Origin of the sequence: Collinsella sp. TM04-29, assembly GCF_003466565.1 — a bacterium.
GTDB lineage: Bacteria > Actinomycetota > Coriobacteriia > Coriobacteriales > Coriobacteriaceae > Collinsella.
The window spans coordinates 99,698-122,070 of sequence record NZ_QSPW01000003.1 but is presented as its reverse complement, the minus strand read 5'-3'; the positions used below and the strand labels follow the sequence as shown (position 1 = coordinate 122,070).

At 57.9% G+C, this 22,373-nt stretch carries 15 protein-coding genes and 3 tRNA genes; 1 reads left to right on the top strand and 17 read right to left on the bottom strand.

The genetic code is table 11. The annotated features are described in order from the left end of the window. Positions 1-139 precede the first annotated feature (139 nt). The 12 genes from DXD39_RS07325 to DXD39_RS07270 form a co-directional block, all read right to left on the bottom strand. Positions 140-2,329: a YhgE/Pip domain-containing protein gene (locus DXD39_RS07325; protein ID WP_117803631.1), complete on the bottom strand. Its 2,190-nt coding sequence runs from the start codon at positions 2,327-2,329 to the stop codon at positions 140-142. Further along, entirely contained in the window at positions 2,330-5,119 is a 2,790-nt protein-coding gene (locus tag DXD39_RS07320; RefSeq protein WP_233541138.1) for a YhgE/Pip domain-containing protein, read from the bottom strand. Positions 5,120-5,487: 368 nt separating this feature from the next. Beyond that, the gene (gene htpG / locus DXD39_RS07315) at positions 5,488-7,512 is read right to left on the bottom strand and encodes a molecular chaperone HtpG (RefSeq protein WP_117803629.1); all 2,025 of its coding nucleotides are present in this window, start codon (positions 7,510-7,512) and stop codon (positions 5,488-5,490) included. A gap of 202 nt (positions 7,513-7,714) precedes the next feature. Beyond that, positions 7,715-8,215, bottom strand: coding sequence for a GNAT family N-acetyltransferase (locus tag DXD39_RS07310; RefSeq protein ID WP_055250496.1), 501 nt, complete (start codon positions 8,213-8,215; stop codon positions 7,715-7,717). 39 nt (positions 8,216-8,254) lie between these two features. After that, positions 8,255-8,905: a tyrosine-protein phosphatase gene (locus tag DXD39_RS07305; protein WP_055250497.1), complete on the bottom strand. Its 651-nt coding sequence runs from the start codon at positions 8,903-8,905 to the stop codon at positions 8,255-8,257. A gap of 17 nt (positions 8,906-8,922) precedes the next feature. Beyond that, positions 8,923-9,660: a CpsD/CapB family tyrosine-protein kinase gene (locus DXD39_RS07300; RefSeq protein ID WP_055250501.1), complete on the bottom strand. Its 738-nt coding sequence runs from the start codon at positions 9,658-9,660 to the stop codon at positions 8,923-8,925. 2 nt (positions 9,661-9,662) lie between these two features. Beyond that, positions 9,663-10,319: a YveK family protein gene (locus DXD39_RS07295; protein WP_055250503.1), complete on the bottom strand. Its 657-nt coding sequence runs from the start codon at positions 10,317-10,319 to the stop codon at positions 9,663-9,665. Between the two features lie 195 nt (positions 10,320-10,514). Beyond that, positions 10,515-11,939 (bottom strand): cell wall metabolism sensor histidine kinase WalK, encoded by a 1,425-nt coding sequence (locus tag DXD39_RS07290; protein WP_117803628.1) that lies wholly within the window; start codon positions 11,937-11,939, stop codon positions 10,515-10,517. 3 nt (positions 11,940-11,942) lie between these two features. After that, a complete protein-coding gene (locus tag DXD39_RS07285) occupies positions 11,943-12,671 on the bottom strand; it encodes a response regulator transcription factor (RefSeq protein WP_089572665.1) in 729 nt (242 codons plus the stop codon). Positions 12,672-12,735: 64 nt separating this feature from the next. Then, positions 12,736-13,611: a phosphate ABC transporter ATP-binding protein PstB gene (pstB, locus tag DXD39_RS07280; protein WP_199572150.1), complete on the bottom strand. Its 876-nt coding sequence runs from the start codon at positions 13,609-13,611 to the stop codon at positions 12,736-12,738. Positions 13,612-13,714: 103 nt separating this feature from the next. After that, on the bottom strand, positions 13,715-14,953 hold the full coding sequence (locus DXD39_RS07275; protein WP_117647938.1) for a sensor histidine kinase KdpD: 1,239 nt from the start codon (positions 14,951-14,953) through the stop codon (positions 13,715-13,717). Positions 14,954-14,978: 25 nt separating this feature from the next. Continuing rightward, positions 14,979-15,674 (bottom strand): response regulator transcription factor, encoded by a 696-nt coding sequence (locus DXD39_RS07270; RefSeq protein ID WP_117803627.1) that lies wholly within the window; start codon positions 15,672-15,674, stop codon positions 14,979-14,981. A 197-nt stretch (positions 15,675-15,871) separates the two neighbouring features. Here DXD39_RS07270 and DXD39_RS07265 point away from each other — a divergent pair, with 197 nt between their 5' ends. Further along, complete coding sequence (locus DXD39_RS07265; RefSeq protein WP_158565476.1) at positions 15,872-17,212, top strand: D-alanyl-D-alanine carboxypeptidase family protein; 1,341 nt, start codon at positions 15,872-15,874, stop codon at positions 17,210-17,212. Between the two features lie 131 nt (positions 17,213-17,343). On the opposite strand, the gene DXD39_RS07260 is transcribed toward DXD39_RS07265, so the two are convergent. The 5 genes from DXD39_RS07260 to DXD39_RS07240 all read right to left on the bottom strand — a co-directional run bounded on the left by DXD39_RS07260 (position 17,344) and on the right by DXD39_RS07240 (position 22,226). Then, positions 17,344-17,434 (bottom strand) — tRNA-Ser (locus DXD39_RS07260). A 68-nt stretch (positions 17,435-17,502) separates the two neighbouring features. Beyond that, positions 17,503-18,585, bottom strand: a complete 1,083-nt coding sequence (locus DXD39_RS07255; protein WP_233541136.1) for an AAA family ATPase — start codon at positions 18,583-18,585, stop codon at positions 17,503-17,505. A 322-nt stretch (positions 18,586-18,907) separates the two neighbouring features. Beyond that, positions 18,908-21,349, bottom strand: a complete 2,442-nt coding sequence (locus tag DXD39_RS07250; RefSeq protein ID WP_117803625.1) for a lipopolysaccharide assembly protein LapB — start codon at positions 21,347-21,349, stop codon at positions 18,908-18,910. 375 nt (positions 21,350-21,724) lie between these two features. Continuing rightward, positions 21,725-21,801: transfer RNA gene (locus tag DXD39_RS07245), tRNA-Arg, on the bottom strand. Between the two features lie 348 nt (positions 21,802-22,149). Next, positions 22,150-22,226, bottom strand: a tRNA-Arg gene (locus tag DXD39_RS07240). Between the last annotated feature and the right edge of the window lie 147 nt (positions 22,227-22,373).

The following is a 22,373-nucleotide window of genomic DNA, read 5'->3' as shown; positions in this document are numbered from 1 at the left end:
ACGCCCCTAAGCGAGCAAGGTGACGTGAAATGAAAGGGCGCCGACCTTCTCTGGCCGCGCCCTTGAAATTGAACGTCAGATTGCCGCTTAGGGACGTTTGCAGCGTCGAGCCGTTACGCGGTTTGGTAAAACCGCGTAACTAAATTAGCTTCGTGCTTTCAAGCTTTTCGATGATCCAGTCGTTGGCTTTGATGACCGGACGGCGGAAGACGACGCCCAGGGCCAGCGACGGAATCAGATAGCTCGCCAGAATGCCTAGCTCAACCCAGTACTCCATATGGTAGGCGCCGGCCATGGCAGCATGCATGGCGTTGATGCCATGGGTGAACGGCAGGAACGGATAGATCGCCTGGAACACGGGACCGGTCATCTCGATGGGGAACGTGCCGCCCGAACCACCGACCTGCATGACCAACAGCACGACAGCGAGCGCCTTGCCGATATCGCCAAACGAAACCGTAAGCGTATAGACGATATTGGAGAACACGAGACTCGCGACCCAGCCCGCCAGCACAAACTGCAGCGGGTTGTCGCACTGAATGCCAAAGAACAGGATGTCACCCGCGCACACGAGCGTTGCCTGCAGCAGGGCCAAACCGCCAAAGAACAGGTAACGGCCCAGATAGATCTCGTGCAGGCGTACGGGGATGAGCTCGTTGATGAGCTCATCGTCAACCGAGACCTTCATCATGGCCGCCAGTACAATCGAGCCCACCCACAGCGACAGAATCGTGTAGAACGGTGCCATGGCCGAACCGTAGTTGCGGATCGGATAGACCGGTTTGCGGTCGAGCGCGACGGGGCCGGAAAGCGACACGGCGAGGCCCTCGGGGTCGTTGCCAATCATTGTCTTAATCATGGCCAGGTCACCCGACATCAGAGCGCTATCAAGCTCGTCCTTAAAAGCGCTGATCTTGTCCGACGCCTCGCCCAACTGATCAGAAGCCTTGTTGACCAGCGTCGCAGCCTTGGAGAGGCCCTTTGCGAGCGAGCCAGAGGCGTCGGTCAGACCGCTCACAGCGCTATCCAAGTCACCCGAGATACCGTTCAGGGAATCCAGAACGCCCGAAATGGTCTTCTTGAGCTCCTTGGCCTTAACCGAGAACGTGGAATCGTAGTCGGACTTGGCTCCCGAGATACCCGCCTTGGCATCGGCGATGGCCTGGTCGACCTCGGCACGCGAGTTGTTGACCTCCGCCATGCCGTCCGAAAGGGACTTTGCGGTCGCCGTCAGGTCCTTCGCATTGTTGCGGTACTCCACGGCAATTCTGCCCAGCGACGTCGCAGCGGACTCGAGACCGTCTTTGAGCTTGTCATCACTCACCTGGTCGGCAAGGTTGCGGAGCTGATCGGCCATCGCATCGATATCGTCAGCACGCGTATTGAGCGCCGCTGCGGCTTCGTTGAGCTGAGACACCGTAAGGTCAACATGCTGATTCGCGGCATCGAATGCCTTCGCAAGCTCGGCGGACACGTTGTCGAACGAGCCCGCGCTTCCGTCAATCGCCGCGTCAACGGCATCGTTGGCGGCCTTGAGCGCTTCCTTGGAATCATTGATGCCGCTCTTGGCGTGCTCCATCAGCTGCTTCGTCGACTCATCAACGGTGCCCGTCTGCTTGAGCATGCCGCCCGCCGATGTCAGTGAATCGGACGTGGAGCTCAAAATGCCCGCGAGCGACGTCGCACTCGCCTGAACGTCCTGCAGGTCCTCGACCGAATCGCCCAGCGTCGAGGACAGATTGGCGATAAAGTTGCTCACCTGGTCGGTACTCATATAGTCGAGCAGGCTGGACACGGTCTTAAGGCCGATGGTCGTGATGGTCTTGGTAAAGGTCTCGTTGACCTGACTCTGGACGGCGCTCGAGCCCTTTTCAGTCACGATCTGTGCGATGGCGTTAGCCTTCTGGTTCTCGTAGAACTCGATATCGGCGTGCTTCACCTCGGTCGAGAAAAGCGTCATCATGTCGGCGCTAAACGTTTTAGGGATAACGACGGCAGCGTAGTACGCGCCCGACTTGACGCCATCGATGGCCTTATCGCGATCGTTGAGCACAACCCAGTCGAAGTTCTCGTTGCCGCGCAGGGTGGCGGTTACGTTTTCGCCCACGTTGACCTCGACGGGAATCAGATCGCTCTCGTAACCCTCATCAGTGTTGACCACGGCGATCTTAAGGTTGCCGGTGTTGCCGTACGGATCCCAGCTTCCGGCGATGTTAAACCATGCATAGAGACATGGCACGATGATCAGGCCCATCACGACGACCATGCCGATCACGGAGCGAGACACGTTTTGGACATCGCGCTTAAACAGGTGCAGGATGTTTTTCATTTATGCCTCACCTCCTTTAGAGTGCTTGCCAAGCGAGGTGGTGTCCCCGTCGTTTCCGTTTACGTTGTCAGCGCCGTCGGCATCTTGAGCCTTACGATGCGCACCGATATGCGACAGACGGCTCGTAGGCTGTTCGCCTCCCTTGGCGCCACGCTCGCTGGCGTTGAGACCAAACATGCGACGGGCGGCAGGGATGGCAGCCGTGTGCTCGCGCATCTCGCGGCGAAGGTCCTCGTCCGAAAGCGCCGAGATACGCATCTGGGTATTGAGGCTCGCACGGATGTATTCGATGTTGATGAGCCAGCCGCAGATGGCGATAACCGAAATGATCCAGATAACGAGCAGGATGATCTTGCCGTTATTGTCGATATCGAGCACCGTCGAAAGCACAAAGAGCAGAACCTGCACGCCTACCACGGCGGCAAAACCGCCCTTGATGTAGTACGGGTAGCGATGCTCAAACGCCACGGCATGATCGAGCAGCTCGCGACGGTACGAATCCGAATCGAGCATGACGCGCATGGCCGTGCGCAGCGAATAGCGCTGGCGCGGCAGGTCGTTGGACTCGCAGATCATGAGGCCCGTCGTGGAAAGCTGCTTGTCAAAGAGCAGGTTGAGGTTGAGCAGCAGCGGACGCAGCTGCAAGCCAATAAAGAGTGCGATGGCAAGGAACACGCCCAGGATGCACAGGTTGAACAGGTAGTTGAACGAATACATGCCACCGACGGTCTCGCGCAGCAGGTTGATGCCATAGGTGAAGGGCAGCAGCGGATGCAGCCATTGGAAGAAGCCGGGCATCATCTCGATGGGATACATGCCCGACGAGCCGGGGATCTGCACAATGACGAGGATGACGCCAATGGCTTTACCGATATGCTTAAACGTGGTGGACAGCGCATAGATGATGTTGACGTAGGTGAACGAAATAGCGATGCCGCCCAGTACAAAGAGCAGCGGATTGACGCACTGAACGCCAATGACCAGGTCGCCCACCGTAACGATAATGGCCTGGAACGCGCCCAGGATCACCAGCAGCAGCCAGCGGCCAAAGTAGCCCTGACGCGCCGTAAAGCTACCGATGCCCTCGCGGTCGACCTCGAGTTTATAGATAGCGATGAGCACATAGCCGCCTACCCACAGCGCCAGATTGGTGTAGAAGGGCGCGATGCCCGAGCCAAAGCTCTTGACCGGATAGATTGACTTGGACGTCAGCTCAACCGGAGATGCCATGAAATCTGCCACGTCATTGACGTCGACGTCCATGAGGTCGGCTAACTCGCCCATAGACTCAGAGGTCTGCAGCGCCGCAATGTCATTGGCGGCGGTCGCGAGCTTGTCCTGAACCTTGGCAAGGGAGGCGTCGGTTTGGGACAGCGTGGTCTTTGCCTGCTTGAGCGTGGCGTCGAGCTGCGCCAGCGTGCCGCGCGCGCTCGCTATCGTGGGGGTCATACCCGACACAATGCCGGTCAAATCGCCCGAAACGGCGGCAAAGGAGTCAAGCGCGCTCGAAGCCTTCGGAAGTGCGTTCTGAACCAGATCGGTCTGAGCCTGACCGAGGCTAGCCGTACCGGTCTGAATTGCCGCGTTGAGTGCGTTGCTCGCGTTCGAGATTGCCGTAGCGTCGTTTGCCATGGCGCTCGACTGTGCAGAAAGGCCATCCTTGATGCTCTGCAGCTTCTGGTTTTGCTCGCGAAGCGAATCGATGGTCGATACAATGCGCGCGTCAATTTCCTCGGAACCTGTCGACGTGTCATTAACGAGAATCTCCAAGTGCCCGATAACGGCCTTATTGTGATCGATCGTCGCCTGGAGAGACTCGAGCGAGTTGTCGATGCGGGTGGTCGTAGATGTGACCGTACCCGTTAGCTTGCCAATCGCAGCGTTCGCGGAGGCTGACGTCTTGGTGAGTGCAAGGCTACCTTCCGAGAGTGCCTTGGAGAGCGAGGTGATAGAGTTGCCCGCCGTGGCGCGAGCCTCGCCCAGCAGGTCGTTGCCCTGGGAGATTGCCTGCGTCAGCGACGGTGCCTGACCTTGCAAGCCGGCAAGCGCCGCATCAGCCGAGGCGATAGCGCCACTCGTCTTATCGATGGCGGCATTCATATCGCCAATCGAATCGCGCACCTCACCCAAGGTGTCGGATGCCTCGGACACCGAACTTGTCAGCGAGTCCTGAGTCTGGGTTGCCTTGTCCTTTAAATCGATGCCGGCATCCTTGGCGATGCCCGCTACGGTCTCGCCCACCGTGGAGACAAACTCCGAGTTGATCTGCTCCTCGATGGTGTTGGCACCGGTATCGGTGACCTTGGGCGCAATGGCGCTCTTCTTCTCATTGACGTAATAGGTGAGCTTCGGCTGATGGTAATTGCCATCGAGCATCGAGACAAGATTGTCGGAGAAGTTCTTGGGGATTACGATCGCCGCGTAGTATTCCCCGCTCTCGACGCCCTCTTTGGCATCGGCAGCCGAGTCGACGAAGGTCCAGCCCAGCTGATCGTTTTCCTTGAGCTGGTCGACCACCTTATCGCCCGCATTGAGCTCGCCCACTAGGTCGTTTTGGGTTCCCTGGTCGTTGTTGGCGATAGCAATCTTGATGCCCTGGGTGTTTCCGTACGGATCCCAGTTTGCCACGATGTTGTACCAGGCATACAGCGAGGGAATAACACACACGCCGAGGGTAACCACCAAGGCGACGGGGTTCACAAGCAGTCGCTTAATGTCGCGCTTAAATATCGCAAAGGAGACCTTTGCATCGGATAGTTTGCTGCCGAGACTCACGCTTGGACCATCCATCCTGTCGTTGAATCGAATCGTACTATCGACAACCATTGTAGTAGGCGCTTTAACGTCTCAAAGCACAATGGTGTTGAGTTTTGCGGGTAGCAATATACTACGAAGATGAGTTAACGTACAGTTGTACAGTATCTTTAATTTCAGCAGGTCACAAAACCACAACGCGCACAAATTAGCAACCCAACTAGTCATTGGGGACGTCCCCAACGACTACTTAGGGCCACGAAAGCGTCGCAGGTTGAGCATAAGTCAGCGAAAACGCCCCTAAGCGAGCAAGGTGACGTGAAAGAGGAGGGAAGCGTACTTTGGTACGCGACCGACGATTGAACGTCAAATTGCCGCTTAGGGGCGTTTGCAGCGTCGAGTAGTTACATTAGTTCGCAAATGGCCGCCGCGAAGGCAACGGGGTCCTCCGGGAGGATGCCCTCGACCAGCAGGGCCTGATCGTAGAGCAGGCCGGAGTACTGCTTGATCTTGTCGGCGTCACCTGCCTTCTGGGCAGCGACAAGCTTGTCAAAGACCGGGTGCTTGGCGTTGAGCTCGAGCACGCGCTGGCTCTTGGGCATGCCGTCGGGCGCACCCTCGGGTCCCTTCTGGAGCACCTTCTCCATCTCGAGCGAAAGCGGACCCTCGGTGGTGATGCAAGCGGGGGCATCGGTCAGGCGCGCGGAGACGGCAACTTTCTCGACCTTGTCACCGAGCGCCTCCTTCATAGCGCTAAAGAGGTCCTCGTTTTCCTTGGTGGCGTCCTCGGCCTCCTTCTTCTCGTCCTCGGTCGCCAGATCAAGATCGCCAGTCGCGACGTTCTTGAGCTCCAGGTGACGATCCTCGACCTCGGGCTCGGCACCGTCGGCAACGGCCTTCTCGGCAGCCTCGCGGGCGGCGTCGTCCTCGTAGATCTTAGGCATATCGGCGGCAACGTACTCACGCATAGCCTGGAACGTGAACTCATCCACATCCTGCGTCAGCAACAGCACGTCATAGCCGCGCTCGAGCACGCCCTTTACCACGGGCATCTTGGCCAAGCGCTCACGCGAGTCGCCGGCGGCGTAGTAGATGGCCTTCTGATCCTCGGGCATGCCCTTGGCATACTCGGCCAGGGTGATCATCTTCTGCTCCTTGGCAGACCAGAACAGCAGCAGGTCGGCGAGCTCGTCGGCCTTCATGCCGTAGCTCGAGTAGATGCCGTACTTCAGACCGCGACCAAAGTTCTCAAAGAACTTCTCGTATGCCTCGCGGTCGTTGTCGCGCATGTCCTCAAGATCGGCAGTGATCTTCTTCTCGACACGCTTGGCAATGGCCTTGAGCTGACGGTTCTGTTGCAGCGTCTCACGCGAGATGTTGAGCGTCACGTCGGCAGAGTCCACGACACCGCGCACAAAGTTGTAGTAGTCGGGCAGCAGGTCGTCGCACTTCTCCATAATCAGCACGTTGGAACTGTAGAGCGCCAGGCCCTTCTCGTAGTCCTTGCTGTACAGATCGAACGGGGCGCGACCCGGCACAAACAGCAGCGCATCGTACTCAAGCGTACCCTCGGCATGGAAGCTGATAGTGCGCGCGGGATCGTCAAAGTCGTGGAACGTGGACTTGTAGAACTCGTTGTAATCCTTCTGCTCAACGTCGGAGCTGCGCTTTTTCCAGATCGGCGTCATGGAGTTGATGGTCTCGAGCTCCTGGTAGTCCTCGTACTCGGGCTTGTAGTCGTCGCCGGCGTCCTCGGGCTTGGGTTTCTGGCGGCTCTTGCTCACCATCATCTGAATCGGGTAGCGCACATAGTTGCTGTACTGCTGAATCAGGCTCTTGAGGCCCCACTCGGTCAGGAAGCGATCGTAGGTCTCGGCCTCGCCGTCGGCGTCGAGCTTCTCGTTCTCGCGCAGCGTCAGGATGACATCGGTACCGTGCTCAGCACGCTCGCCATCCTCGATGGTGTAGCCCTCAAGACCGTCGGACTCCCAAACGTGGGCGGTGTCCTCGCCATAGGCGCGGCTGACAACCTTTACGTGGCTGGCAACCATAAAGGCAGAGTAGAAGCCCACGCCAAACTGACCGATGATGTCGACATCGGAACCCTGCTGCTCGGCGTTCTCGGTCTTAAACTCCTCGGAGCCGGAATGGGCGATGGTGCCCAGATTGCGCTCGAGCTCCTCGGCGGTCATGCCGATACCGTTATCCGAAATGGTGATGGTACGGGCATCTTTATCAAAGGAAACACGAATAGCCAGGTCGCCCTGGTCGAGCTTGACGCTCGGGTCCTGCAGGCTCTTAAAGTTGAGCTTGTCGACGGCATCGCTCGCGTTGGAGATAAGCTCGCGCAGGAAGATTTCCTTATTGGTGTAGATGGAGTTGATCATGAGGTCGAGCAGTTTTTTGCTCTCGGTCTTAAATTGACGCATGTGCAGTCCTTTCGCGCTACCCCCGTCCGCAAAAACGGCCCGGTTGCCCGAGCCGCATTGCAGACCTGCTATGTTCAGACTTAGATTTTATAACCCATTAGCGCGCATATATACATACGGAATCGAAAAACTGTATGTCCAAACGCTCTGATGCGCCAATTGCCAAGGAGTGTCCCCGACTGCCGGCAGGAAAGGAACGTCCCTATCTGCCATCTACGCGCTTGGCCATCCAAACATGGGGCTGGCCCTCGTCTTCGTAGTCCACCGGGGCAATCTGCGTGTAACCCGCCTTGGCATAGAGCGGCAGCACGTATTCCTGCGCGTGCAGCTTAATGAGCTTGGCGCCGGCATCACGCGCGCACGTATCACTGGCCTCGACAATCTTGCTCGCCAAACCGCGACGGCGCATGCTCGGCAGCACGGCCACGCGCCCCATAATGTAGGTCTCCCCCGCCGCGACGCCTTCGTCCAAGTCGCACGCCGGCGACACCGGAGCCTCTGCGTCAGCTGCGCGCTCGAGTTCTTCGGGAAACACGCGCGAGCAACCGGCAAGCTCGCCGTCTACATAGAGCGTCACATGAATGCAGTTCGGATCCTCGTCGATAGCGTCAAACTCGTTCTCGTAGCCCTGCTCGTCCATAAAAACGACGCGGCGCACCAACGCCGCGTCATCAAAGCATCCCGTCTTAAGTTGGATATCCATGGCTGCCCTTTCATTCAATGCGAACGTTAGGGACAGATTTTAGCGAAAATGAGCTCCGCGCACGCTAAACTTCGCGCGAGCCTTCGCCAGGCAGTCGTAATGACCCACGTTATGGGCATCGCTCGCGATGAAGCTGTACAGGTTCTGATCGAACAGGCGCTGCGCCGGCTTTTTCTCGCGACCAAAGCGACCGCCGGCAATAAAGTCCGCCGAAGCCTGCAGCTTGCAGCCCATATCGACCAGGCGCTCCGCCACGCTTACATCCTTTTGAACCGCACGATAGCGCTCAGGATGAGCGATGATCACCTGGTAGCCACGGCACTGCAAATCGTAAATCGTGTTCTCGTACTCTCTAAACGCATACGCATCGGCATGCGTCGAAAGCTCGAGCAGAAACTCGTTGGTCCCATCGAAATGCAAGTGATCCGCGGCATCGATACCAAGCTCAACGAGCTTTCGATGGTTGACCTCGAAGCCCATCTGGAGCGGAAAACCGTCAGCGTTATCGCGCAGCAGCTCAAAGGCATCCCACATCTTGTCGTAATCAAAATAGGGATCACGGCAGTGAGGAGTGCAAACGATTCTGGTTACACCGGCCCGCTTGGCAGCCTCGAGCATCGCCAAGCTCTCTTCGAGATCGGCGGCGCCGTCGTCTACACCCGGCAAGATATGGCAATGAATGTCACGCATAGGTCGGCCTTAATCAACTAAACGTTTGCTCGGTTGGTGAAGATGCCCTTTTTGGAAGTGCCCTGATCGTCGGAGCCCTTCTTAACCTTCTTACCGTCCTTGGTGTAGTAAGAATAGTAGTACTCGCTGGTCTCGGTCTCACAGTAATTCATGACGGTACCGATGAGCTTGACCTTCTCGGACTTCTTAAGCTGGGCGATAGCGTTGAGCGCCTCTTCGCGCTTGGTAAAGTCCTCGCGCACCACGAACAGCGCGCCGTCGGTCAAGCTGGCAATCTCGGCAGCATCGATGAAGGTGCCGACCGGAGGAGCATCGAAGATGACGTACTGGAACTTGGCGGACAGTGCCTTTACCAGCTTGGCAAAGCGATGGGAGACGATGATGTCGGCAGGATTGGGAATGTGCGGCTCGGCATCGAGGAAGTAGAAGTTCTTCTGACCCGTCTCGACAATTGCCTGGTCAATGGAGATCTGCTCGGAAAGGACCGCATAGAGTCCGCCGCGCGAACGAACGCCGAGCATATCGGAAAGGGACCTGCGGCGCATATCGGCCTCGACCAGGAGCACGGACTTGCCGCTCGTGGCGATTGCCTGAGCAAGGTTAATGGAAACCGTAGACTTGCCCTCGTTGGGAATCGAGGAGGTAACGGTGATGGTGCGAATGGGGTCATCCACGCTCGCAAAGCGGATGTTGGCCAGAAGGGTCTTGGCGGCATTCTGTACAACGAGCTTATCGGTGTTCTTTGCCTTAGCCATGCCTATTTACCACCTTTCATAGCCGGAATTCGGCCAACAACGGGAATACCCAGGAGCTCTTCTGCCTCTTCGGCACCGCGGATGCGGGTATTGAGCATGTCTGCCAAAACGACATAGGCAACTGCGATAAAGATACCGGCGAGGAACGCGACGGCAATATACAGCGTGCGCTTGGGGCCGCTGGGGGCTTCGGGGGTCTTAGCCTCGTCGATAACGTTGATGCTCTGGGCAGCGCCGACGTTCTGAGCGACCGTACTCACCGAGCTGGCAATGGCCTTTGCGACCTCAGCCGTCTCCTTGGCATCGGTGCCGGTAACCGAAAGCGTAATGACACGCGTGGTGGTCTCGGAGGAAACAGACACCTTGTAGTCATCCAAATCGGTGAGGCCCAGTTCTTTGGCGGCGCCGCTCTTAACGCTATCGCTATCCAGCAGCGTGGCGATATCGTTGGAAAGCATCTGGCTCGCCGAGAGATCGTTGTAGCTCATCTGACCGCTATCGTCGGTCTTGGCGAGAATGTACATGCTCGTCGTCGCGGTATAGGTGTTGTCCATCGCAACGAAGGACACGATGCCCATAGCGATCGCGCAGACCACCGGAAGGGTGATGACCAGCTTGAGGTGCTTCTTCAGCAGCTGGAACAGTTCGAGAAGGGTCATGCAGCTTGCCTTTCATTTCCCCAGTTCGGATTGACAAAACTGTCCGTATGTTATCGCATCTTTTTACCGAGACCAAACTCTATACATAAGAAACAGGCTCTCCTGTAAAAATGTCGGAAGCAATCGTAAAATTGCACAACAACGCCGCACCCGAAAGTCAAATGCGGCGTCTACATCAATATCTATGTTGTATCGCTATGCGAATGGCTCGTCCTGCTGTATGGGAAACGTCACCGTAATGGTGGTTCCCACGCCCAACTCGCTCGACAGATCGAGCGTGGCGTGATGATACAGGGCCGCATGCTTGACAATGGCAAGCCCCAGGCCGGTTCCGCCGCGTGCCTTGGACCTACTCTTGTCCACGCGATAGAACCGCTCAAATACCTTGCCCTGTTCTTCAGGCGCGATACCGATTCCCGTGTCGGCGACAGCGAGGAACGGATGGCCTTCGTCGTTGGTGCCGCACTGCAGCGTAACCGTACCGCCGGGCCGATTGTAGCGGATGGCGTTGCTTGCCAGATTATAGATGAGCTCGTCAATCAAGCGCGACACGCCTTCGATGACCACAGGCTTGGTCTCATGACTTATCGTCACATTCGCCTGACGGGCAACCTGTTCAAGGCGCTGCTCAACCGCGTAGATCGCACGCGAGAGCTCAATAGGCTCCGTGGACCCAATGGGCACTGCCTCGCCTTCAGTTGCACGTTCGGCCTCGTCCAAGTTAGACAGCGTAAGGATGTCGTTGACAAGCGCTGCCAAGCGGCCCGCCTCACGATAGATGCGACCGCCAAAGTTGCGCAGGTCGTCCTCGCCCTCGACCATGCCATTTGCGATGAGCTCGGCATAGCCCGAAATCGCCGTAAGCGGCGTCTTGAGCTCATGGGTGATATTCGCCGTGAACTCGCGGCGCATACGGTCGTTATCCGCTAGCACCGCCATTTGGCGCTTGAGTTCCTGGCGCTGCGACTCGATACGCTCAAGCATGGGGACCATCTCGGCATAGGCGTGCTCATAGCTACGGCGTGGGTGATCCAAATCCACCTCTTGCAACGGCGCGATGATGGCACGGGACTCACGGCGCGCCATAAAAAACGAGAGTACTGCACCCGCTGCTGCGATAAGCAGCATCGGCGCCAGCATCGACAGCAAAATCGCCGCAACGCCAGGCTGGGCCTGCGCCAAGCGAACGACCTGGCCGTTATCAAGGGTGACAGCGCGATACAGCATAATCTCGTCGAGTGTAGAGCTTGCGCGCTCCGCGGAACCCGAACCACTCTCAAAGGCCTCGATGACCTCGGGGCGATCGCCATGGTTGGGCAGTGTGGAAGGCGACGCCTCGTTGTCGTAGGCAACAGATCCGTCCTTATTGATCAGCGTGATACGAAGATCCTCGCGATCGAGGCTTCGCAAGAACGGAATGGGCTCCTGCTGCTCGTCGAGGGCGGCAGCAATGAGCTCAGTTTCCTGCGCCAGATTGGCACTCGTGGCATCCGCCAAAGTGTTTTGCACAAAGAACGCGCCCAGCACCGTAAACGCCACGATAACCGCCATGGCGCAGACAAAGATCGTCACAAAAACGCGGTGCGACAGCGTATGTTTTCCCTGGGGGGCGAAGACCACGGGTTACTCCTCCGATGCGGTGGCCGCGGTGTCGTCGCCTTCGGCACCATCACCGGCAGAAGGCTCGGCCAAGCGGTAACCCACGCCGCGCACGGTCTCGATGGCGCTGGCATGCTCGCCCAGTTTTTGGCGAAGCGTCTGCACATGCACGTCGACGGTGCGCGAACCGCCGTCGAAGTCCCAGCCCCACACGCTCTGCAGCAACGACTCGCGGGTAAAGACCACGCCGGGCTTGCGCATGAGGTACTCGAGCAGGTCGAACTCGCGCAGGGTGAGCTTAAGCGGCTCGCCGGCAACGGTCACCTCGCGATGGCTGGGCGAGAGCACGATGTCGCCCACGCTGAGCACATCGCTCGCCTGCTTGACCATGCCGCCGCGACGCAGCAGTGCGCGGCAGCGGCTCGCAAGCTCCATGAGCGAAAACGGCTTAGTCAGGTAATCGTCGGCACCGCCATCGAGCGCCATCACCTTGTCGAGTTCGGTGTCCTTGGCGGTAAGCATCATGATGGGCACCGTCGCCGTCAGGCGATCGGCACGCAGGCGACGCATAATCGCCAAGCCATCGGTGTCGGGCAGCATGATATCGAGCAGCACAGCATCGGGCACCCGTCGTGCCACGGCAGCTTTAAACTCGCCATCACACGAAAAGCCCTCGGCCTCGATTCCCTGCTTGCGCAGCGCGTAGACTGTCAAATCCCTGATGTTGTCATCGTCCTCGACGTAATAGATCATGTTGAACCCCTTTGCGGCCGATATGACCGCATCTTAACCCTAAAGGCACCTGTAAAAGACAGCGTCAGCCAAAACGCCCCGTCAAATAATCCGCGGTGCGCGGATCGGACGGATTCTTGAAGAGTTGCGCGGTGGGCGCGTGCTCCACCAGCTCACCCAGCAAAAAGAACGCAACCGAATCGGAAATACGCGCGGCCTGCTGCATGTTGTGCGTCACGACCACCAGCGTGCAGGTCTCCTTGAGCTCGCAGGCCAGCTGCTCCACCACCAACGTCGACACAGGGTCGAGTGCCGAGGTCGGCTCGTCCATCAGCAGAATGTCGGGCTGCACGGCAAGTGCGCGGGCGATGCACAGGCGCTGCTGCTGCCCACCCGAAAGACCCAGGCCTGACTCTTTGAGCTTGTCCTTGACCTCGTCCCACAGGGCAGCGCGACGCAGGGAGTCCTCGACCAGCTCATCGAGCACGACGCGGTCGCGCACACCCATACCGCGAGGACCGTAGGCGACGTTGTCGTAGATGCTCATGGGAAATGGGTTGGGGCGTTGGAACACCATGCCCACGCGCTGGCGCAAACGGCAGATGTCGCAATCGCCCAGGATATCTTGACCATCGAGCGCAATCTTGCCCTCGATGCGGCAATCCTTGATGCCGTCGTTCATGCGGTTAAAGCAGCGCAGCAACGTGGACTTTCCGCAGCCCGAAGGCCCGATGAACGAAGTGATCTGCTTGTCGCGGATCTTGATATTCACGTCCTTGAGCGCATGGTGATCGCCATAGAACAGGTCGAGGCCCTCGACGTCGATGCGCGTCGGCGAGGCGGCAAGATCCTCTGCCGTGGGGCGAGTCGCATCCCCAACCTCGCGCTCATGCGCGGCCTCGGCCTGCGCTTCCATGAGTTCTTCAAGCTCCGTGGGCTCCACAGCCGCAGCAGCCGTCATACCGCACACCTCCATATCGATATCAATTCAGCAGTATCGATAGTAGGAATCGCGGCTCATACGCACGTGAGCACATTGTCAAGTGTTTGTAAGGGCACACTGGCTATGCGGCGGGCAGCTCGATGGTGAATATCGTGTGTTCGGGCGTCGATTCACATGCAACGGTACCGCCGTGTGCCGCGATGATCTCCTTGGCAATAGCAAGGCCCAGGCCGGCACCACCGCGATTGGTCGCACGCGCCGCATCCAGGCGATAGAACTTCTCAAAGATCACCTTGAGCTTAGCCGCAGGGATAGGATCGCCCTGATTGATAAAGCGCACGCGCACGCCGCCATCGTCTTGGCGCCTGGCCTCAATCGTGATAGTCGAGCCCTCATAGCTATAGGCGACGGCGTTTTTCATGATGTTGTTGAACACGCGGGCCATCTTGTCGCCATCCACGAGCACCGTCAGGTCCTCGCGAATATCAACTTGGGCTTCCTTATGCTGCTCGTTGAGGATGGGATAGAACTCGTCAGCCACCTGAGCCAGCAGCAACCCCAGATCAACATAGCCGCGCGTGAGCACGATATCGTGGAAGTCAAAGCGCGTGATATCGAAGAACTCTTCGATGAGCGCATCGAGCCGGTGCGCCTTGTCGAGCGCCACGCCCGTAAAGTGTGCACGTTGCTCAACCGGCAGCTCAGGAGCCTCTTGCAGCAGCGAAAGATAGCCCACCACACTGGCAAGCGGGGTGCGTAGGTCATGTGCCAAGTACGTGACCAGATCGTCCTTGCGATGAGACTCGTCACGCAAGGCCTGCTGCACCTTGCGCTCGCGATCGCGCACACGGTTGAGTGCGCCCTCGACCTCCAGGAAGTCGCCGTCGATGTTGTCCCAGGTGTCGGGGTGATCGATCAGGCGATCTTGAATACGAGCGGCCAGCACACAATCGGCATGCTGCTCGCCCTGCTCATAGCCCTGGTAGTACAGGGCGCGGCCGCAAAAGAACAGCACGCACACGGCAAGCGCCAGCACAAAGCCAAGCATGTTGAATACAAAGCCGGCATCGAACAGCACCGGCCCTTCGATGCCGCCGAGTGCCATGGCGCCAATCGCCAACGTCATGGCCCACGCGGCACCGCCAATCACCACGCAGCGGCGTACGATTTCAAATCGATCGATCAGCAAAAAGCCGACAAGCAGCACCGCCAAGATTCCAGCGATGTTATCGATGCCAATCAGCAGCAGGCTCAGCAAAAAGAGCAGCACCGTTGCAAGCGCGCGGTTGTCGACGACCGACCTCACGTATTCAAAGAGTCGATCGGGCACCTCGAATGCCTGTCTATCGTCTTTTGTCATGTCCACTTCCCCACCATCAAAGGCGTTATTCGATTATGTAGCCGACGCCCCAGACGTTTTTGATAAAGCGCGGCTTTTGAGCGTCGTCACCGATCTTTTCGCGCAGGTGGCGAATGTGCACCATCACCGTATTGTTGGAGCCGGGCATAAAATCCTCATTCCACACCGCGCGGAACAGGTCCTCCACGGCTACCACGCTGCCGCGATGCTCGACCAGATACAGCAAGATGGAATACTCGATGGGCGTGAGGCGCACCGGCGCACCGTCCACCATTACGGAACGAGCATCGCGGTTGATCTCCAGGCCGTCGAGCTGGATGATCGGCGACTCGGCCACCTGCGCGCGGCTACCGTAGCTGGTGTAGCGGCGAAGCTGAGCATGCACGCGCGCGATGAGCTCAAGCGGACGGAACGGCTTAACCACGTAATCGTCCGCGCCAAGCGAAAGGCCCTCGATCTTGTCTTGCTGGGCATCGCGCGCCGTCAGCATGATCACGGGATAGGTATGGCTGGAACGGATCGTACGCAGCAGCTCAAAGCCATCGATATCGGGCAGCATGACATCCAGCAGCGCCAGATCGAACTCCTGCCCCAAGATTGCCTTGGCAGCATCGGCCCCGCTATAGGCGACCTGTACGTCAAAGCCTTCTTTTGTAAGGTAGATACCAACCAAGTCGGCGATGGCCTTCTCGTCATCAACTACCAAAATGCGCTCGTTCATGCGTGCTCCTCTCGCGCTCCATTATGCCCGAGGCGACGCACGCCACACACAACAAGCGTGGGTGATTAAGTCGGCCTTAAGCACCCTTGTGTCCGTTCGGGCGCGGATGTGGGCCACGCACGCACGCGATGATCGCCGATGCCGGCAAACGATATACTCTAGTTCCAGAAGAGACCATCCCGTCGAAAGCGAAATCTGTGAAGTCCCTCACCTCTTTTGCAAAGCGCTCAGCCCAGCTTGCCGCCGGCTTTGTCTGCGCTATCGCCCTTACCGCTGGCGTGCCCACCGTCGCCGGCGCCCAAGTGCTCACGACCGACAATGTCTGCGGCAAAACCGCCGATGAGCGCGGCATCACGGCCGAAAACCTGCCCGATATCGATGCGACCAATGCCCTCGTCATGGGCAAAGACGGCACCGTCTACTATGGGCGCGGCGCCGATGAGCAGGTCAAAATCGCCTCGATCACCAAGGTCATGACCGCAATCCTAACCGTCGAGAATTGCAAGATAGACGAGAAGGTCACGGTGAGCAACGCCGCAGCCACCGTGGGTAATTCGACCGCCGGCTTGCTCGAAGGCGACGAGCTTACCGTGGAGCAGGCGCTGCGCGGCCTGATGATTCCCTCGGGCAACGACGCCGCCATCGTGCTCGCCGAATATGTGGGCAAGAAGATCGACCCTAAGACCAAAGACGCCGAGGCCACATTTGTGAAGGCCATGAACGAGCGCGCTAAGAAGCTCGGCTGCACCGGTACGCTTTTTGAAAACCCGCATGGTCTGGACTTTGATGAGTGGGCTGGCGATATGCACTCAACCGCACACGACGTAGCGCTGATGATGCAGGAGGCCATGAAAAACGACACGATCCGCGAGGTCGTAGCGAGCGAAGATTCCTGGATCGAGGTCACGGGCGCCGACGGCACCGACCATTCGCATTCCATGGACACGCATAACTATTTGCTGGGCCAAGATGGCAACATCGGTGGCAAGACCGGCACTACCGACGATGCAGGCTATTGCTTTACGGGTGTCTACAACCGCGATGGCGACGAGATCTACACCGTCGTTTTGAACTCCACCACCACCGACCAGCGCTTTACCGATACCGCAACCCTTGCCAATTGGTACTACGGTCACAAGGTGACGGTCGCAATCGCCAACACGCAGGAAAAGACCGCCAACGGCAACCCGCTTATGGCGCGCATCGGTCAAACCGACTGGACGGATAAGACGATCGACGCCACACTCGCCGATCCTACGGCGCAAGCGACCGTGTTTTCCCTTGCCGGCGAGGTGACCGAAAAGGTTAGCTACGACGATCTTTCGGGCACGGTGCATGTGGGCGACAAGGTGGGCAGCGTTACGCTCAAGCAGGATGGCACCAAGATTGCCGTCGTGGATTTGGTTGCCGACGAGGAAGGCTCGGGGCCGAATCCCATTGAGTGGCTACTCGTGAAGCTCGATCGCTTGGGCCGTCGTATCGACAACCGCCCACTTGCGGCAGAGAGCGAGACCGTCGCCAAGGCGCCCGAGGTGTAGGGCCAAAGCGATATCACATCGAACCAAATGAGGCGTCCAACGGGGCGCCTCATTTTTTGAGGGTTCGAATCCCCAGCCTCTTTTCTCCACAAAAAAAGGGCCCCAAATGGGACCCTTCTTCAAATTCGTACTGGCGGAGAGCTGGGGATTCGAACCCCAGATGCCCTTTTGGGGCATACTCGCTTAGCAGGCGAGCACCTTCGGCCTCTCGGTCAGCTCTCCGTAACAGCCGTTCTATAGTAACCAAACAGCCGAAGTTGGGCAAGAGGGAATTTGGAGCGATTCCATTTTTACCTTTCCCGCACCGCCTCCAACAAATAGTCGCGCATATACGGAATTGCAAACGAAACACAGCCATAGCCCGCAGGCTCAATCAACCCCGCATCGATGAGACGTTTACGATACGAGCCGACCTTGTTCGCCGGCAGCCCCATCTTTTTGGCGATATCACCGTTGGCAATCTCATCGCCCTCGCATTGAGCCATTGCCGCGAGATACTGAAACTGTCGTTCTGAAACCCTGCGCAGCGCCGGGGCAATCACCATAGCATTAAAGCTATCAAGAGCTGCTTGGATACCCGTACGCGCGGACCCTTCGTTCACGCTCTCCGCCCCGCTGCGCGCAGCAGCCTGCCAAGCGTAATATCCGACCAACTGGACCATAAAGGGATAGCCTGCTGACGCCTTTGTTAATAGCTCAGCGGCGTCTTCATCGAGCTCCTTGCCCGCTCGTCTCATTGTATCCTCAAACGATCCGCCGACTTCAAAATCGGAGAGACGAGTGAGTTCGATATGTTTTGCCCGCTGAAGGAACGTAAGGGTATCATCAACCACCACGCCATCCACCGATGTTGGCAAGCCAGCGAATGCAAAAGCGACATTCGCCCCTTGGCGAATCAAAAGCTGCATCTCATTGCCCAGCTCGCGCATTTCCTCAGTTGAGGCATCCTGAATCTCGTCGAGCGTAATGAACAGGCCATCGCGTTTCGCGGCATCGTACATCGCCTCGCCCAAATGAGAGGCCGACTTTGACACCTCCACGGAGCCGAGGCTGACTCCTAAAATCGATGGGGAAATCGACATTGACTCAAGACGAACATTTCGCTGCAGAGCCTCGAGGATCCTAGTGCAAAAACCGGCATTTGAGGCCACGTCAACGACCTCGAATCCCTTTTTTCGCGCAAGATCGCCCAATGCGTTGAGAAGCACCGTTTTGCCCGTGCCTCGGACACCCGAGATGCGCATAAGTCGATCGGGGGCACCAGGACCATTCTCTAGTGCCTCGGCAAAGTCATCCAAAACAGCATCGCGCCCGATAAGCTCAGGCGGATTCATGCCCGCCGTTGGCTTAAAGGGATTAATTGCTTTCGGCATTCAATCCTCCTCTGCTAGTTTTAACAACTTTAGCAAAGTTTAGCAACTTTAGCAGAGTTTAACAGGTTTAGCAGACCTAGCCGCTTTTGACCTTACCGGTCCTGCTGGAGCCACCCACCTGAGCCAATACAAATGGCTCCATTCAATTTGTCGGCGACCTGCTCGATACAGTAATTCGTACTTTAATTCGTTACGACTTAATTCGTTATACCTTATCTATACGCAAATGTTCCCGGTACCGCCGGTAGCAGTAGCCCCTTCGTTTTGTCGGCATGGCGAGCAAATGGGATGACAAGCGCGGTCCAGCCCTTCTATGCCGCTCCTACCCCAGCGAGCGGTTGAGGGAGCCGAGCTCGTCGTTGCCCATGGTGCGCCACATTTGGAAGATACAACCGCGCGCCAGGAAAAAGAAACCGTTGTCGACCAGTTGCACAGCGGCATCTGCCAGCTGATTCGTCACGGCGGACACTGGCGGCAGCTCTAGTCCAGCCTTATGGATGGTCTCGACCGCTTCCTCGAACGTCGGAGGCTCGCTGACGCCCATCTCGTTCATAAGGCCCTGCATTTCTTCCAGCGCGCTGCTGCCCGACTCCTCGCCGCGCGGCACCAGACGGTAACAAGCCAGCGCCAGGTCGAGCTGATCGCAATTCCAATAGGCAAACGCCAAGCGATAGAACAGGTAGCCGATTGCAGAACGATCGCTGGCAATACGTAGGCCGTGGCGCGCCACCTCGATAATCTCGTCAAAGCGCTCCAGACGCGCAAGCACGTTGATGAGCGCAAAGTGCGACTGCATGGACGAGCGCGCCAGATCGTAAAGATGGCGCACCTCGGGCAGTGCTCGTTCAAAGTCCTCTTGCTCGGCGTAAAAGCTGCAGATCTCGTGCTGGGCAAAGTACAGCGCATCGGGCGCACGAAGGATTCGCACAGAGCGGTCTTCTTCCAACACCGGTAGCACCATGCGCACCAGCTGGTTATCGCAAAACTGCGTTTGAACCGGACCTGTCGCCAAAAGCTCGGCGACGGCGCACTTAGCCTCCAACTCCTCAACAAGACGGGAAAAGCCTTCAAAAGCACCTGTACGGTCGACTTTTGCCTGCTCGCGCAATTCAACAACACGGGCCACGTATGGGTCGTCGTCCTCTTCCATGACCTCCAGCTCGTCAGCCGTATCGGCAAGCAGCAGATCGCGCAGCGCCGGCGGCAGCATGCGATGGTCATCACGCGGACGAGCATGAACCTCCGCCGGCTCAATCGTCTCCGGAGCGGTTGACTCATACGCCTCAAGCACACGCTTGCACGGCATATCGTCCATGTCCATGCTCTCAAGATCCTTGGCGACAGGCACGCAATCGGCCAGATAGGCCGCGCGCCCAAAGAAATACGTTGCGACAACGCACTCGCCCTGCTCACTGTCGGGAGCAGCAATCTGCACATAGCAGCGCGTGATGCAGGTGCCCGCGGCAAAACACGCTGCCGCAAGCGTGAGCGCCACGCGCGCATCGTGCTCCGCGGCCCAGATCGTGCGCGTGTCCTCGTCCAGCTCGTGCCAGGCGTCATCTTGAGCGTCGTATTCACGTTGCGGCATGGCATCAACGACAGACTGCCCAAACCGAACGAGCATAATCCCCTCGGCAACGTTTGCCCGATAGGTATAGTCGAGCCGCGTGACCACGTTAAGCGCCTCGACAATACGCGCGAAGCGGGTACGCACATCCCACTCACCGCCCGGCTGGCAAGCCACCGTACCCGGTTTGCCCCACGGGTTATCGCTCGAGGCCGTATCAAGCAGTCGGGGAACATCGTTGGTCGTCTTGGCGATATGCCACGCATCAAAGAGCGCGCAGCCCTCAAGGCTCGGCGAGGATGCCGCAGGGACCAATCCGGCCCCGATGTGCTCAAGGATGCCGGAGAGACGGTTAAGACGGCACTCGATGGCAAGCAGCATGTCAATCTCGTCCTGGTCCAGCAGGCTGCGATCAAAATTGAGATAGAAAAGCTTTGAGCGATCGATGCGAGCCAGGCTCATCTCGGACTTAGCGGCGATGGTGCGCAAGCGAGGCAAGTCAATTTCACTCATAAGGGCGGCGGCATAGCGCTCGATACCGCTCGGATTCTCGGCATGGTCAACGCGGTAGAGCAGCGTCTCGATAGCGTCAGGTAGCGGTGTCGTGTTAAAGCCCAAAAACACCTCGACCGGCTCGGGCAGCTTTACGAGCTTGATCTTGTCGACAACGTTTTGCATACCCTCGTCGAGTCCGTCGGCGTCCGCCGTGCTCGCAATGGTATTTTCGGAGTCAGCGAATATCACGTAGCGCAGGAACATCGATGCCATGAACTCACCGTAAGGAAGGGAGCGGGTCGAATTCCATGTCTCGTGATCGGACTGCTCGCGCATGGGACCTTCGGGAGAGCCGACGGTTCGCGCGCACGCGCGCATCGTGCCGTTTGCTCCCCTCACCATAATCTCACCAATACCGGAGTCCGACTCGTCAAGGACCAGTTCCATGTCGGGATCGTTGGGCAGCGGAGCCTCGCTGACGGGGCGGTCCACCTTGTACACCTCGCCCGAAACGCTTACGTAGCCCAAAAGCGACACATGGCTTTTGCCAACGAATTCGACGACATAACAAGATTCATGCCGATCCTCGCCAAAGAGTTTCCAGACCACGCCATATGAGCGTCCCGCAGGCTGCTCGGGCATCGCCGGAAAGCGCTTCTTGGGATCGAGAAACCTGAGCTTGTATGTCGGACGCTCTGCCACGGAATATCACCCTGATCGGTCGCTTGAAGAAGGAGTGGTCGCGAATAAGTCGCGACATCTACTCGGAATCTTACACGAGTCGACAGGAAATCGTCCGCTTTACGCCCGCGCCTCGACCGAGGTTCGAATCCATGCGGTGCTTACGTAAAAGAAAAGCCCCCGTTGCCGGGAGCTTTAATCTCAAATGGTGCGGCGTATAGGATTCCGCGCATCCGCTGCGCGGATCCGCACCGGCTTCGCCCGCCCGCCGGCGTGCTCGCCCGCGGGCTAAAAACGCTCCGCGTTTTCTTTACGCCCGCGCCTCGACCGAGGTTCGAATCCATGCGGTGCTTACGTAAAAGAAAAGCCCCCGTTGCCGGGAGCTTTAATCTCAAATGGTGCGGCGTATAGGATTCGAACCTATGACGTTCTGATTCGTAGTCAGACCCTCTATCCAGCTGAGGTAACGCCGCGACTTGTTGATTATTATGCACAGGGACTGAATAATGGTCAAGCATTTTTTCAAAAAAAGTTATCGAATTTGATTTTTAATCATTTGGAGGGCTTGGCGCGATCTTCGACGCATCGCGATATAAGAAAAGCCCCCGTCGCCGGGAGCTTTAAAGCCAATTGGTGCGGCGTATAGGATTCCGCGCATCCGCTGCGCGGATCCGCACCGGCTTCGCCCGCCTGCCGGCGGACTCGCCCGCTCGCTAAAAACGCTTCGCGTTTTCTTAACGCTCGCGCCTCGAACGAGGATCGAATCTCCGCAATGCCCCCGTAAAGGAAAAGCCCCCGTTGCCGGGAGCTTTAATCTCAAATGGTGCGGCGTATAGGATTCGAACCTATGACGTTCTGATTCGTAGTCAGACCCTCTATCCAGCTGAGGTAACGCCGCGACTTGTTGATTATTATGCACAGGGACTGAATAATGGTCAAGCATTTTTTCAAAAAAAGTTATCGAATTTGATTTTTAATCATTTGGAGGGCTTGGCGCGATCTTCGACGCATCGCGATATAAGAAAAGCCCCCGTCGCCGGGAGCT

What these genes read in the sequence shown, in the direction of transcription:
- DXD39_RS07325 (WP_117803631.1), bottom strand. Translation starts at nt 2,329, where the DNA reads ATGAAAAACATCCTGCACCTGTTTAAGCGCGATGTCCAAAACGTGTCT.
- DXD39_RS07320 (WP_233541138.1), bottom strand. Translation starts at nt 5,119, where the DNA reads ATGGATGGTCCAAGCGTGAGTCTCGGCAGCAAACTATCCGATGCAAAG.
- htpG (WP_117803629.1), bottom strand. Translation starts at nt 7,512, where the DNA reads ATGCGTCAATTTAAGACCGAGAGCAAAAAACTGCTCGACCTCATGATC.
- DXD39_RS07310 (WP_055250496.1), bottom strand. Translation starts at nt 8,215, where the DNA reads ATGGATATCCAACTTAAGACGGGATGCTTTGATGACGCGGCGTTGGTG.
- DXD39_RS07305 (WP_055250497.1), bottom strand. Translation starts at nt 8,905, where the DNA reads ATGCGTGACATTCATTGCCATATCTTGCCGGGTGTAGACGACGGCGCC.
- DXD39_RS07300 (WP_055250501.1), bottom strand. Translation starts at nt 9,660, where the DNA reads ATGGCTAAGGCAAAGAACACCGATAAGCTCGTTGTACAGAATGCCGCC.
- DXD39_RS07295 (WP_055250503.1), bottom strand. Translation starts at nt 10,319, where the DNA reads ATGACCCTTCTCGAACTGTTCCAGCTGCTGAAGAAGCACCTCAAGCTG.
- DXD39_RS07285 (WP_089572665.1), bottom strand. Translation starts at nt 12,671, where the DNA reads ATGATCTATTACGTCGAGGACGATGACAACATCAGGGATTTGACAGTC.
- pstB (WP_199572150.1), bottom strand. Translation starts at nt 13,611, where the DNA reads ATGACGGCTGCTGCGGCTGTGGAGCCCACGGAGCTTGAAGAACTCATG.
- DXD39_RS07275 (WP_117647938.1), bottom strand. Translation starts at nt 14,953, where the DNA reads ATGACAAAAGACGATAGACAGGCATTCGAGGTGCCCGATCGACTCTTT.
- DXD39_RS07270 (WP_117803627.1), bottom strand. Translation starts at nt 15,674, where the DNA reads ATGAACGAGCGCATTTTGGTAGTTGATGACGAGAAGGCCATCGCCGAC.
- DXD39_RS07255 (WP_233541136.1), bottom strand. Translation starts at nt 18,585, where the DNA reads ATGCCGAAAGCAATTAATCCCTTTAAGCCAACGGCGGGCATGAATCCG.